This is a genomic window from Xylanimonas ulmi, assembly GCF_004216535.1.
In the GTDB taxonomy this organism is placed as follows: domain Bacteria; phylum Actinomycetota; class Actinomycetes; order Actinomycetales; family Cellulomonadaceae; genus Xylanimonas; species Xylanimonas ulmi.
On sequence record NZ_SGWX01000001.1, the window covers coordinates 1,487,663 to 1,501,567 of the forward strand.

A 13,905-nucleotide genomic window follows, 5' to 3' on the forward strand; every position below is an offset into this window, starting at 1 on the left:
CACCCAGGCTAGCGGGACGCGGCCGCGCGCATTGGTCATGACGTGTCTCCCCCGCCGCGGTTACGCTCCGGATGCCCACAGCGGCGCCGCCCGGGAGCCCGGGCCGACCGCCGGGCGAGGAGACCACATGACCAAGCGAGGGGCCGTGCTCTTCGGAGCGCTCGGACTCATCTGGGGCATCCCCTACCTGCTCATCCGGATCGCGGTCGCGGACCTGTCACCGGCCGTGATCGTGCTCGGCCGATGCGTCATCGGCGCGCTGGTGCTGGCGCCGTTCGCGGTGCGCTCGGGCGACCTGCGCGCCGTGCTGCGCCGCTGGCCCGCGGTGCTCGCCTACGCGAGCGTGGAGATCGCGACGGCGTGGTGGCTGCTGACCGACGCCGAGCGGCACATCACCTCGTCACTGGCCGGCCTGCTCGTGGCGGCCGTGCCGATCTTCGCCACCGCGCTCGCCCTCATGCTGCGCGTCGAGCGGCGCCTGTCGGCACTGCGCGTCGTCGGCCTGCTCGTCGGGCTCGCGGGCGTCGCCGCGCTCGCCGGCGTCGACGCCGCGCAGGGCGCGGCCCTGCGCCCCGTGCTGCAGGTGCTGGTGACCGCGCTGTGCTACGCCGTCGGGCCGATGATCGTGGCGCGGTCGCTCGGCGGGGTGTCCCCCGTGACGGTCAACGCCGTCGCGCTGACCTTCTGCGCGATCGTGTACACGCCGTTCGCGCTCGCCACCTGGCCGACGGCGGCGCCGTCGGGCGGCGCGCTCGCCTCGGTCGTCGCGCTCGGGCTGGTGCCGACAGCGCTCGCGTTCGTGCTGCTGTTCGAACTCATCGCCGAGGTGGGCCCCGCGCCCGCGACCGTCATCACCTACCTCAACCAGGCGGTCGCGCTCGTCGCCGGCGTGACATTCCTGGGAGAGCCGATCACCACGGGCATCCTCGTCGGCTTCCCGCTCGTGCTCGCGGGCGCGTTCCTCGCGACGTGGCGGCCACGCCGGGCACGGCTCGCGGGCGCCGTGGCCCACACCGGCTAGCATTCGCTCGAACGCCCGTCCGAACCGGTGGTCACGCACGCCCACCCCGACGCCCCGCAGGAGCCGCACCCCGATGGCGCGCAAGCCCGCCGCACCCCCCGTCGAGAGCTTCGACGAGAAGATCGTCGACATCGACGTCGCGTCGGAGATGGAGACGTCGTTCCTCGAGTACGCGTACTCGGTCATCTACGCCCGCGCGCTGCCCGACGCGCGCGACGGCCTCAAGCCCGTCCAGCGCCGCATCCTGTACATGATGGCCGACATGGGCCTGCGGCCCGACCGCCCACACGTGAAGTCCTCGCGCGTGGTCGGCGAGGTCATGGGCAAGCTCCACCCGCACGGCGACGCCGCGATCTACGACGCGTTGGTGCGCCTCGCGCAGGACTTCTCGCTGCGCCTGCCCTTGGTCGACGGGCACGGCAACTTCGGCTCGCTCGACGACGGCCCCGCGGCGGCGCGGTACACCGAGGCGCGCCTGGCGCCGCCGTCGACGTCCATGACCGCCGGACTCGACGAGGACGTCGTCGACTTCATCCCGAACTACGACAACAAGCTCACCCAGCCCGAGGTGCTGCCGAGCGCGATCCCCAACCTGCTGGTCAACGGGGCGAGCGGCATCGCCGTCGGCATGGCCACCAACATGGCCCCGCACAACCTCGTCGAGGTCGTCGCGGCCGGCCGTCACCTGCTCGCGCACCCGGACGCCACGCTTGAGGACGTCATGCGGTTCGTGCCCGGACCCGACCTGCCCACCGGCGGCAAGATCGTCGGCCTCGACGGCGTGCGCGACGCCTACCGCACCGGGCGCGGCACGTTCCGCACCCGCGCGACGGCCCGCGTCGAGAGCATCACCCCGCGCCGCCGCGGCATCGTCATCACCGAGCTGCCCTACCTGGTCGGCCCCGAGAAGGTCGTCGAGAAGATCGCCGACGGGGTCAAGTCCAAGAAGATCCAGGGTGTCGCCAACGTCCAAGACCTCACCGACCGCAACCACGGCCTGCGCCTCGTGGTCGAGGTCAAAACGGGCTTCGACCCCGACGCGGTGCTCGAGCAGCTCTACCGGACCACGCCGCTGGAGGACTCCTTCGGCATCAACAACGTCGCGCTGGTCGGCGGCCAGCCCCAGACGCTCGGCCTGCTCGACCTGCTGCGGGTGTGGGTCAACCACCGGCTCGACGTCGTGCGCCGCCGCACGGCCTACCGCCTGGCCCGACGCCAGGAGCGCCTGCACCTGGTCGAGGGCCTGCTGCTGGCCATCGTCGACATCGACGAGGTCATCCAGGTCATCCGATCCTCCGACGACGCGGCCATCGCGCGCGCGCGCCTCATGGACGTGTTCGACCTGTCGGAGCCGCAGGCGACCTACATCCTCGACCTACAACTGCGCCGTCTGACCAAGTTCAGCCGCATCGAACTCGAGAAGGAGCAGTCGGAGCTGCAGCGCGAGATCGCCTCGCTCGAGGAGATCCTCGGCTCGGACGAGGTGCTGCGCCGCGTCGTCTCGGGTGAGATGGCCGACGTCGCCACGGCCTACGGCACCCCGCGCCGCACGGTGCTGCTCGACTCGGCGGGCGCGACGGCGACGTCGTCCGCGGCGCCCGCCCCGGCCCGCGGACGCGGACGCGCTCCCGCGATCTCGCTCGAGATCGCCGACTCCCCCACACGCGTGCTGCTGTCCGCGACGGGTCTGCTGGCCCGCACGTCGGGCGAGTCCGCACACGCCCCCGTGACCCGCTCCGGGCGCCGGCACGCGCATGACGCCCTGCGGGGCGACGTGGCGACGACGACACGCTCCGACGTCGGGATCGTGACGTCGGCGGGCCGCGTGCTGCGCGTCTCGACGCTGGAGCTGCCGGCCATCCCGCCGACCGAGGGCGCGCCCTCGCTCTCGGGAGGCATCCCGGTGGGCGAGCTCGCCACCCTGGGCCCGGGCGAGGAGGCGCTCGCAGTGGTCTCACTCGCCGCCGACGCGCCCACGCTCGCGCTCGGCACCGCGGGCGGGATCGTCAAGCGGGTCGCGGCGGGCGACGTGCCGGGCAACAAGGACGAGTGGGAGGTCATCGCGCTCAGGGACGGCGACGCCGTCGTGGGCGCCGCCCCCACGGGCGACGACGACGAACTCGTGTTCGTCGCCTCGGACGCGAGCCTGCTGCACTTCGACGCCTCCGCGGTGCGGCCGCAGGGCCGCGCGGCCGGCGGCATGGCCGGCATCAAGCTCGCGCCGGGCCAGAGCGTCGTGTTCTTCGGCGTCGCACGCGCCGCGGTGCGTCCCGAGCTCGCGGTCGTGACGGTCGCCGGCTCGGGCGACGAGCTGCCCGGTGTGGGCGGCGGGTCCGTCAAGGTCACGCCGTACGAGCTCTACCCCGGCAAGGGGCGCGCGACCGGCGGCGTCCGCTCGCACCGCTTCCTCAAGGGCGAGGACCGACTCGTCCTGGCCTGGGTGGGCGAGAGCCCTGTGCGCGCGGTCGGCGGCGGCGGACAGCCCGTCGAGCTGCCGGCGCCGGACCACCGCCGCGACGGCTCGGGCACCCCGCTGCCGGGCCCGGTCGCCGCGTTGGGCTGAGTCCCCGCGGGCGGGTCGCCGTGACGCGCGCCGCGTGGCGCGGCGCCGCTCAGTCGCGGTCGACCGCCGCGAGGATGGCCGCGGCGAGCGGTGCGGGCTTGGTGAGCATGGGCCAGTGCCCCGTCGGCAGGTCGATGATCTCGTAGTCGTCCAGCGACCCGAGCTCGCGCACGTACGGGTGGTCCTGCGCGATCAGCGCGCGCAGTTGGTCGGCCGGGAACTCGCACGCGATCACGGTCGCCGGGATCGCCCGGCGCAGGGCCGGGTCGCCCGGGTGGTGGTGCCCCTCGCGCACGGTGTGCGCCGGCTGCGGGATGGCCCGCGAGCGCATCGCCGCCCGCAGGTCCTGCGTGAGGTCGACCAGGTCCTCGGGCTCGAACTGGTCCCAGGCGGGCAGGTCGTGGTCGATCACCGCGGGGTCCAGCCCGGAGTCGATCGCCTGCCCCTCGCCCATCGGCCCACTGTCGACGTAGACGACTCGGGCGACGCGATCGGCCCGACGACCGGCCGCGTTGTACGCGAGCCCACCGCCGGCGGAGTGTCCGACCAGGGCGACCTTGCGCTCGCCCGGCACGTCGTCGATGGCGTCGACCACCGCGCCGATGTGGTCCTCCAAGTGCACGCGTGAGCGGTCGGCGCCGGGCGCCAGCCCCGGCAGGGTCAACGGGTGGACGTCGTGGCCGGCCGCCACGAGCGGCGGCGCGACGTCGTCCCACGCCGAGGCGTCGAGCCAGAATCCGGGGATCAGCACGATGTCCATACCGCTGACCCTACGTGTGACCCCCGACACTTCGCCGCCGCACCCCGGCCGCGATGAGCGTCTGCGCCGCCAGGTAGGTGAGCATCACGGCGAACCCGAACACGCCGCGGGGCAGCGCGCCGATCACCTGCGGCGCCACCTGGCCGACACCGAGCAGCCCGTCCGAGACGAGGAACAGCGCGCCGCCGACGCCCGCGAGCCGGTCGACGCCCGTCGCGAGCACCGCCATCGTGACCAGCAGCGCGCCGTACACCGCGAGCCCAGCCACAAACGCCGCCGCGGCCCACGTCGGCGACGCGCCCCACCTCAACGTCGAGACGAGCCCTGCGACGACGACGGCCGCGTACACGGTCAGGTAGACCACGACGACCCCGCGCCGACGCCGCAGCACACTGGCCTCGCGGAACGGCGCGAACGCGCGCACATACACCGCCTGGGCGCACGCGAACAACCCCATGAGCACCAGGAACGACACCGCGTCGGGGGCGAACGCCGGCACCGTGTCGCCCGCCCACGAGCACAGCAGCGCGAGCACGCTCAGCACGGCCAGACGCGGGCGCGGCGCGGCGATCGCGCACCACAGGGACGCCGCGAGCAGCGGCACGAGCAGCCACTGTGTCACGCCCGCCACGCGCACAGGACCGACAAAGTGCGCGCCCAGGTGCACGACGACGAGCGCGGCGAACGCGCCGAACCACGCGCGGGCGGCGCGCGTCGGCAGCCACGGCTCAATCCGGCGGCGCAGCGGGTCGAAGAAGGTCGCGGGCAGCGCCCCACCGGGGTCGGGAACGGGCTCGGGGTCGAACCCCGGTCCGGTCGCGGCCGCGTCGTCGGAGCCGGTCGTGTGGACGTCATCGTGCACGGGCCACAGCGTAGGGCCGCAGCCCTCGCCGCAACACCCCCCACCGCCGCGCCGCAGGCGATGTGAGCCACCCGCCCGTGCGGGCGCCCGCGCGCCGTACGCTTCCCCCCGTGAGAAGCCTGGACGCCACCCCCACCGCACCCACGAGCGCCGACGCCCGCGCCGCAGCGCTGCTGGAGGCGGTGCGCACGCGCGTCGTCGTCGCGGACGGCGCCATGGGCACGATGATCCAGGCCGCGGACCCGACCCTCGACGACTTCGAGGGCCACGAGGGCTGCAACGAGGTGCTCAACGTCTCGCGCCCCGACATCATCGCGGGCGTCCACGACGCCTACCTCGCCGTCGGCGTCGACGCCATCGAGACCAACACGTTCGGCGCGAACTGGTCCAACCTCGGCGACTACGGCATCGACGACCGCATCCACGAGCTCGCCCGCGCCGGCGCCGCGATCGCCCGCGAGCGCGCCGACGCCGCGGCGACGCCGGACCGCCCGCGCTGGGTGCTCGGCGCGATGGGCCCCGGCACCAAGCTGCCGTCGCTGGGCCACACCACCTACGCGCACCTGCGCGAGACGTTCGCCCAGCAGGCGGCGGGGCTGCTGGAGGGCGGCGCCGACGCGCTGCTGATCGAGACCTCACAAGACCTGCTCCAGGCCAAGGCCGCGGTCACCGCCGCGCACGACGCGATGTCCGCCGTCGGGCGCGATGTGCCCGTGATGGTCTCGGTGACGGTCGAGACCACGGGCACGATGCTCATGGGCTCGGAGATCGGCGCGGCGCTGACCGCGCTGCAGTCGCTCGGCGTCGACACCATCGGCCTCAACTGCGCGACCGGGCCGGACAAGATGAGCGAGCACCTGCGCTACCTGTCGCAGCACAGCGAGCTGCCTGTCACCTGCATGCCCAACGCCGGCCTGCCCGAGCTCGGCCCGCACGGCGCCACCTACCCGCTCACGCCCGCCGAGCTCGCGGCCGCGCACACCCAGTTCGTCGGCGAGTTCGGCCTGGGCCTGGTGGGCGGGTGTTGCGGCACGACGCCGGAGCACCTGCGCCAGGTGGTCGAGGCCGTGCGCGGCCGGGCGCTGCCCGAGCGGACCGTGCGGCGCGAGAACGCCGTCGCCTCGCTGTACTCCCCCACCGACCTCACGCAGGAGCTCAGCTACCTGGCGATCGGCGAGCGCACCAACGCCAACGGCTCCAAGGCGTTCCGCGAGGCCATGCTGGAGGGCCGCTGGGACGACATCGTGGACCTGGCGCGCGCGCAGACGCGCGAGGGGGCGCACCTGCTCGACGTATGCGTCGACTACGTGGGGCGCGACGGCGTCGCCGACGTGCGCGAGGTGGTCTCCCGGCTGGCCAGCGCCAGCACGCTGCCGCTGGTGATCGACTCGACCGAGCCCGCGGTGCTGCGGGCCGGGCTTGAGCTCGTCGGCGGGCGCGCCGTCGTGAACTCGGTGAACTTCGAGGACGGCGAGGGCCCGGGCTCGCGGTTCGACCGCATCATGTGGCTGGTCAAGGAGCACGGCGCCGCCGTCGTCGCCCTGACCATCGACGAGCAGGGCCAGGCGCGCACCACGCAGACCAAGGTCGCGATCGCCTCGCGGCTCATCGACACGCTGGTCGGGCGGTGGGGCATGCGCGTCGACGACATCATCGTCGACGCCCTGACCTTCCCCATCGCGACGGGGCAGGAGGAGACGCGGCGCGACGCCATCGAGACCATCGAGGCGATCCGGCAGATCACCGCGAAGTACCCCGGCGTGCACACCACGCTCGGCGTGTCGAACGTGTCGTTCGGGCTCAACCCGGCCGCGCGCACAGTGCTCAACTCGGTGTTCCTGCACGAGGCCGTCGCGGCGGGCCTCGACTCCGCCATCGTGCACGCGGCCAAGATCCTGCCGCGCACCGCCATCCCCGACGAGCAGTGGGAGGCGGCGCTCGACCTGGTGTGGGACCGGCGGCGGTACGACGACGCGGGCGAGCTGGCGCACGACCCCCTGGCCCACCTGCTCTCGCTGTTCGAGGGCGTCGACGCCGCGGCGCTGCGCGACGCGCGCGCCGCCGAGCTCGCCGCGCTGCCCGTCGGCGAGCGGCTGGCCCGGCGCGTCGTCGACGGCAACAAGAAGGGCCTCGAGGACGACATCGACCTGGCCCTCGCCGACGGAATGCGGGCGCTCGACATCGTCAACGAGCACCTGCTCGGCGGCATGCAGGTGGTCGGCGAGCTGTTCGGCTCGGGGCAGATGCAATTGCCGTTCGTGCTCCAGAGCGCCGAGGTCATGAAGTCGGCGGTCGCGCTGCTCGAGCCGCACATGGAGCGGGTCGAGGGCGACTCGGGCTCCAAGGGCACCATCGTGCTGGCGACCGTGCGCGGCGACGTGCACGACATCGGCAAGAACCTCGTCGACATCATCCTGACGAACAACGGCTACACGGTCGTCAACATCGGCATCAAGCAGCCCGTCAGCGCCATGATCGAGGCCGCGCAGGAGCACGACGCCGACGTCATCGGCATGAGCGGCCTCCTGGTCAAGTCCACGGTGGTGATGAAGGAGAACCTGGCCGAGCTCGCCGCGCGCGGGCTCGCGGGGCGCTGGCCCGTGCTGCTCGGCGGCGCCGCGCTCACGCGCACCTTCGTCGAGGACGACCTCGCCTCGGCGTTCCCCGGCGTCGTCCGCTACGCTCGCGACGCCTTCGAGGGCCTGCGCCTCATGGAGCCGCTCGTGCGCGTCGCGCGCGGCGCCTCGCCCGACGACGTCGGCCTGCCCGCGCTGCGCAAGCGCCGCCACGCGGCGGTGTCGCTCGTCGAGACGGCGCCCCAGGACATGCCCGCACGCTCCGACGTCGCCACCGACAACCCGGTGCCCACGCCGCCGTTCTGGGGCACGCGCGTGGTCAAGGGCATGCCGCTCGCGGACTACGCCGCGTTCCTCGACGAGCGGGCCGTGTTCCTGGGCCAGTGGGGCCTCAAGCCCGGGCGCGGCGACGACGGCGCCTCCTACGAGGAGCTGCGCCAGCGCGAGGGCCTGCCCCGCCTGGCGATGTGGCTCGAGCGCATCCGCACCGAGCGGATCCTCGACCCGTCGGTCGTCTACGGCTACTTCCCCGCGTGGTCCGAGGGCGACGACGTCGTCATCGCACACCACGAGGGACCGGACGGCGGCTCGGGCGGCCCCGCGGGGACCGAGCGGCTCCGGTTCCGGTTCCCGCGGCAGCGGCGCGACCGGCACCTGTGCCTCGCGGACTTCATCCGGCCCCGCTCCTACGCCGAGGAGACCGGGCAGTTCGACGTGCTGCCCGTGCAACTGGTGACCGTCGGGTCGACCGTGGCCGACCACACCGCCGCGATGTTCGCGGCCAACGCCTACCGCGACTACATGGAGCTGCACGGATTGTCGGTGCAGCTCACCGAGGCGCTGGCCGAGTACTGGCACGCGCGCGTGCGCGCCGAGCTCGGCTTCGCCGACGAGGAGCCGCCCGACGTGGCCGGGCTGTTCAAGCTCGAGTACCGCGGGGCGCGCATGTCGCTCGGGTACCCGGCCTGCCCGAACATGGAGGACCGGCACAAGGTCGTGGAGCTGCTGCGCCCCGAGCGGGTGGGGGTCACGCTGTCCGAGGAGCTGCAGCTGCACCCCGAGGCGAGCACCGACGCGTTCGTGTTCCACCACCCGGACGCCAAGTACTTTTCTGTGTGAGGCGCAGGCACGCTGGTCGGCGCCGCTCAAGGTGAGCCCGATCTTGGCCGACGAGATGGTGAGCGGATCGCGCTCGAACCGATCCGATCCGCTACTCTCGCCGGTTTGATTGCTGGGTGACCCGTGCAGCGCAGAGGCTGTGACCGGAAAGATTGTGAGCGGACATGGCCTGGTTCAGGCGCAAGAGGAACGTGCGACCGTCAGATCCCGTCGTCGTGCAGGTCGAGTACCTACCTCGCGGCGCTGCGGTCCCCGACCATGCTGACGACCTGCCCGAGTGGGCCAAGCGGCTCGACCCCACCAGCGACCTGCGGGCCTACGCCTACGAGTGGCGTGTCGAGGGATTGCCCTCGATCGGAGACTTCGCCATCGACGACAACGGCCGAGTTGTGGTCGTCGTAGGCCGGGGACTTCACGGATTCGACGGCTCCCTCGCCCAGATCGTCGACCGCCTGCACCTCAACGCGATCGAACTGACGGCGCGCGGCGGCTACGCCTCCGACGACCCCACCCAGACGCCCGTAACACACATCGACCTGACGGACGAGTTCGAGTCCGCACTGGAGATCCTCCGGTCCGGCGGGTCGATGTTCCTCACCGGCAAGGCGGGCACGGGCAAGTCGACGCTCATCCGTCACTATATGGAGTCGACGAGGCGCAACGTCGTCGTCGCGGCGCCAACGGGCATCGCCGCGCTCAACGTGGACGGCTTGACGATCCACCGCCTGTTCTCCTTCCGGGCAAGCACGTCGCTCCACGACGTCGAGTCCGGCGGCTACCGGCCTGGCCGCTTCGCGCGTGAGATTCGGGGCATGGACACCCTGATCATCGACGAGGCGTCGATGGTGCGAGCCGACCTGCTCGACCAGATCGAGACCGCATTGCGCCGGTTCGGCCCCCGTCGCGGCGAGCCGTTCGGCGGCGTCCAGGTCGTCCTCGTCGGGGACCTGTTCCAACTGCCACCCGTCGTACCTGAGGCCGAGAGGGCGTGGCTGGAGTCGCGTTATGAGACGGAGTACTTCTTCTCCGCCCGTGCGTTCTCACGAGACCGTTTCCCGACGGTGGCGCTGACCAAGGTGTTCCGCCAACTCGGCGACGACCACCTGACCGGCGTCCTCAACGCAGTGCGCGAAGGCCTGCTCGCAGACGAGATGCGCGCCTCGCTCAACACCCGTGCCGACGCGGATTTCACCCCGCCACAGGACGAGTTCTGGCTGACCGTCGCGCCGACAAATCACATCGTGACGGCCCGCAACCGCACTGCCCTGGAACGGCTTGCGGGCGAGACGTTCCACCACACCGCCACGTCGTGGGGTGACCTGACGCACTTCGACAGCCCCGTCGAGCCGGTGGTGACGTACAAGGTCGGCGCGCAGGTCATGCTGCTCAACAACGACACGGCTGGCCGCTGGGTCAACGGGACCATCGGGCGTGTCGAGGCCGTCGACGGCGACACGGTCACCGTCCAACTGAACGGCGGCGGCGCCGTCGAGGTCGCACCCCACACGTGGGACGTGACCGAGCCACGCTTCGTCGACGGCACGATGTCGCGCGAGGTGGTCGGCGGGTACACACAACTGCCATTCAAACTCGCCTGGGCGGTGACGATCCACAAATGCCAGGGCCTCACGCTCGACCGCCTCGTAGTCGACCTGTCGGGCGGAACCTTCACGTTCGGGCAGGCGTATGTCGCGTTGAGCCGCTGCACGACGATGGACGGGTTGGTGCTCCACCGGCCCCTCGAGCCGCGCCACCTCCAGACTGACCGGCGTGTCGCCCGGTTCCTGGCGCAGAGCTCGGGTCCTGCCGAACGTGGCCCTGTGGCGATCGCGACGCTGAACGTTGGAGCGCATGACGTGCGCTCCAAACCGCGCCCGGTCGAGATCGCCTGCGTATTCGTCGACGGCACGGAGTTCTCCACGCTCGTCAACCCCGAGCGCGACCTCACCGGCGCGCGGGAGGGGTTCGGCATCGGCGTCGACGACATCACGCTGGCCCCGAACCTCGCCCAGGCGTGGACCGTGCTCGCACACGTCCTCGACGGGGCGACGCCAGTCGGTGTCGACCTTGACCAGACCCTCGGCTACCTCGACTGGGAGCTCAAGCGCCTGGGTGTCGTGCACCAACTCCCACCCGGCGTCGAGGTCGACCCCCGCCGCGCCAAGGGCGACGAGGAAGCGGAGCTCACCGCGCCGTCAGCGATCCGCCGCGCTCGGGCGGCACTCGCGATCCACCTGCGGGAGCCAGGCGCCTACGGGGCAGCGTTCGACACACCCGAGACGCGGGAGCAGCCGACCTACATCCTCACGCGCGACCGACTTCACGTGCCCGGAGCCGGCCCCGCGCTCAGGGCGCTTGTCCAGGCGAGCCAAGCCATCAGCGAGGCCGTGCTCCACGGTGTCGCGGCCGGGTCCGAGACGGCCATCGGCAGTGGGCCGTTGCGCGAGGTCGTCACCGCACGCCTCGCATCCGTGGCCGCGAAGTCGGCGGGCCTGTCACCGTCACTTGTGGACCGTCTGGCCTTGCTGACCCCGGTGCTCGGGACGGACCTCGCCGCGGATCTCGCGGCTCGCTTCGCGGCGGACACTGCCTCAACCGTCTTCCGCGGGGCACGGGTCTGCTTCACCGGCGACGCCACCGACCTCACCGGGGCGCCCATGGCCCGGGCGGACCTCAAGGCGCACGCCGAGCGGATGGGGCTCGTGCCTGTGGACAGCGTCACCAAGACTCGATGCGACCTCCTCGTCGTCGCGGAACTCGGCACGCAGTCCGGCAAGGCACGCAAGGCGGCGGAGTACGGAAAGCCCGTGATCTCCGTGGCAGAGTTCCTGGTCGCCGTCCCCAGCGAGCCGCCGACGGCGCCAGCTGCGCCCACTGCGCGCGCGAGCCGCCCTGCCACGGCGAAACGCCAGCGACCCGTCCCTGCTCAAGGGTGCGAGACCGGTGACCGGGTGACCAGGGACAGCGCCCAGCTCCCCCGCGTCGCCGAAGCAGCCGAGGCGCTCGCACTCCAGCGCGAGGGTAGAACCATGGACGAGGTCGCGGCCCTGCTCGGCAAGTCTCCGCACACGGTCAAAGACCTGCTCGCTGACGCACGGTTCTACGATGATCCCGAAGCGCAGCCAGAACGACTCGCACTGGCGCAGCGGGCCGCGGAACTCCTCCGGACGACCGAGATGAAGAAGACGGAGATCATCGCGACGCTCGGCCTGGGCTCCAAAGCCGCGGGACGCGTGTTCCGCGACGCCACATTCATGGAGACTCGGTAGAGCGGGACTCGGGCAGGCGTCCGACAGGATGGTCTCGTGGACCCTCTCTCCGCGCGAGCGTTGATCGGCGTCGTGACCTTGACGGCCCTGACCACCGGGGCGCTCGCACTTGTCCGGGCGCCCCGGCTCGCCGCGCCGGCGTGGGCGGTGCTGCGCGGCGGACTCCAGCTCGCGGCGATCAGCGCGATCCTGCGCGGGGTGATCTCGGATCCGGCGTGGGTGGCGGTCGCGATCGGGGTGATGTTCACAGTCGCCACGGTGACGGTCACCCGCAGGCTCGGGTTCACCCCCGCTCTGCTCGCCACGGTCGCGTCCGCGGTGGCCGCGGGCGTGGGAGCGGCGCTGGCCATCGTGTTCGGGACCGGCGCCCTGGACATGAGCACGCGCAACGCCTTGGCGGTCGGCGGCATCGTCATCGGGGGCGCCATGACCACGGCGACGCTCGCCGGCCGACGGCTCGTCGCGACGGTCCGCGACCGGTGGGACGAGGTCGAGGCATGGCTCGCGCTCGGCGCGACCCACAGGCAGTCGACGGCGGCGATGGCGCGGGACGCGGTGGCGGAGGCGCTCGTGCCCGCCACGGACCAGACCCGCACGACGGGTCTGGTCACCCTGCCTGGCGCGTTCGTCGGGGCGATCTTCGGCGGACTCTCGCCCCTGGACGCGGGCAGGTTCCAGATCGTCGTGCTGGCCGCCATCCTCGCGGCGGGCACGCTGACCGCCGCGCTCCTGGTGCGGGCCGTCGCACCCGTGTCGCACCGACCTGGGGCGCTGTAGGGCACGCCGCGTGGCACACGCGCAGCGCAGCCCTCAGCGCGTGACCCACGACGCCCCGTCCTCGACGAGCACCTGGATCTGGCGGTCGGTCACCACGGCGACGCTCAGGTGCGCCCCGCCGAGCGGAACGTCGGCCAGCGCGATCGCGAGGCCTGGGCGCGGCCCGTACCGGACGACGGCGGCCGGCTCGTGCGGCGCGCTGACCCGCACGTCGCTCAGCGGAACCGTCAGGCCAACCCCGGTCGCCTTGACCACCGCCTCCTTGCGGACCCAGGTGCGCAGCAGCCCGGCGTCGTCGGACGGCGGCTCGTGCGGGCCGAGCAGCACTCCGGCCACGGATCCCACACCGACCCGGCCGACGGGCTCGACGTCGACACCGACCGGCAGGTCGCACGCGGCGACGACGGCGAACCCGTCACCGTGGCTCACCGACAGCAGCGGGGCGCCGTCGACGAACGGGGCGCCGTGCGGGCCTCCACAGGCGGGACAGCGGCGGGTCACGGTCACCGACTCGGGGCGAGCGCCGAGCGCCTGTCCCGCGATCACGCGGACGAGGGCCGACGCCGTGGCGCTGAGCCTGCGGTCCTCGGGCCGCCGATGGGCGCGTGCCCGGACGCGTTCGGCCTCGCTGAGCACGCCCTCGGCGAGTCCGTCGGACAGGGCGCCCGCCCGCACCACCACCACGCGGACCTGGACGGGCCGCACGTCTGCGTGATCGGCGCGGGTCACAGGCCCGGCCTGGGCGACGCCGGGCGCCGCGTGCGATCGCCTCATGGTCGTCCCTCCGTCGCGCTTGTCGCCCTCACCGTAGGACGACGGGCCCGTGGGCCACGAGTGTTCGATTGCGTGACCAGGCCGTTCACTTGGCCGATCACGCCTTGACGGGCGACGCCACCCCGGCGACGGTCGTCATGCGCAGGCGATCACGCGTGCGCGACCCGCCCCGGCGGGCTCCCCG

Annotated in this window: 8 protein-coding genes; 5 read left to right on the top strand and 3 right to left on the bottom strand. The window is 72.8% G+C overall.

The features are described 5' to 3' along the window. The first annotated feature begins 127 nt into the window (after window positions 1–127). Window positions 128–1,021, top strand: a complete 894-nt coding sequence (locus EV386_RS06880; protein ID WP_130413543.1) for a DMT family transporter — start codon at window positions 128–130, stop codon at window positions 1,019–1,021. Between the two features lie 73 nt (window positions 1,022–1,094). Then, entirely contained in the window at window positions 1,095–3,584 is a 2,490-nt protein-coding gene (locus tag EV386_RS06885; RefSeq protein ID WP_130413545.1) for a DNA gyrase/topoisomerase IV subunit A, read from the top strand. A 49-nt stretch (window positions 3,585–3,633) separates the two neighbouring features. Here EV386_RS06885 and EV386_RS06890 read toward each other — a convergent pair whose 3' ends face one another. Both EV386_RS06890 and EV386_RS06895 read right to left on the bottom strand, forming a co-directional pair. Beyond that, on the bottom strand, window positions 3,634–4,344 hold the full coding sequence (locus tag EV386_RS06890; protein WP_130413547.1) for an alpha/beta hydrolase: 711 nt from the start codon (window positions 4,342–4,344) through the stop codon (window positions 3,634–3,636). A gap of 10 nt (window positions 4,345–4,354) precedes the next feature. Next, the gene (locus EV386_RS06895) at window positions 4,355–5,206 is read right to left on the bottom strand and encodes a lysoplasmalogenase family protein (RefSeq protein WP_165399866.1); all 852 of its coding nucleotides are present in this window, start codon (window positions 5,204–5,206) and stop codon (window positions 4,355–4,357) included. 119 nt (window positions 5,207–5,325) lie between these two features. Here EV386_RS06895 and metH point away from each other — a divergent pair, with 119 nt between their 5' ends. The 3 genes from metH (at window position 5,326) to EV386_RS06910 (ending at window position 12,947) form a co-directional block, all read left to right on the top strand. Then, window positions 5,326–8,901, top strand: coding sequence for a methionine synthase (gene metH / locus EV386_RS06900; RefSeq protein ID WP_207216596.1), 3,576 nt, complete (start codon window positions 5,326–5,328; stop codon window positions 8,899–8,901). Between the two features lie 164 nt (window positions 8,902–9,065). Continuing rightward, window positions 9,066–12,170, top strand: a complete 3,105-nt coding sequence (locus EV386_RS06905) for an AAA family ATPase (RefSeq protein ID WP_130413553.1) — start codon at window positions 9,066–9,068, stop codon at window positions 12,168–12,170. Window positions 12,171–12,206: 36 nt separating this feature from the next. Then, window positions 12,207–12,947 (top strand): ABC transporter permease, encoded by a 741-nt coding sequence (locus EV386_RS06910; RefSeq protein ID WP_130413555.1) that lies wholly within the window; start codon window positions 12,207–12,209, stop codon window positions 12,945–12,947. Window positions 12,948–12,980: 33 nt separating this feature from the next. On the opposite strand, the gene EV386_RS06915 is transcribed toward EV386_RS06910, so the two are convergent. Continuing rightward, entirely contained in the window at window positions 12,981–13,721 is a 741-nt protein-coding gene (locus tag EV386_RS06915) for a 4'-phosphopantetheinyl transferase family protein (protein ID WP_130413557.1), read from the bottom strand. Between the last annotated feature and the right edge of the window lie 184 nt (window positions 13,722–13,905).

Coding starts and splice junctions, on each gene's coding strand:
- EV386_RS06915 (WP_130413557.1), bottom strand. CDS start 13,721: ATGAGGCGATCGCACGCGGCGCCCGGCGTCGCCCAGGCCGGGCCTGTG.
- EV386_RS06890 (WP_130413547.1), bottom strand. CDS start 4,344: ATGGACATCGTGCTGATCCCCGGATTCTGGCTCGACGCCTCGGCGTGG.
- EV386_RS06885 (WP_130413545.1), top strand. CDS start 1,095: ATGGCGCGCAAGCCCGCCGCACCCCCCGTCGAGAGCTTCGACGAGAAG.
- EV386_RS06905 (WP_130413553.1), top strand. CDS start 9,066: ATGGCCTGGTTCAGGCGCAAGAGGAACGTGCGACCGTCAGATCCCGTC.
- EV386_RS06880 (WP_130413543.1), top strand. CDS start 128: ATGACCAAGCGAGGGGCCGTGCTCTTCGGAGCGCTCGGACTCATCTGG.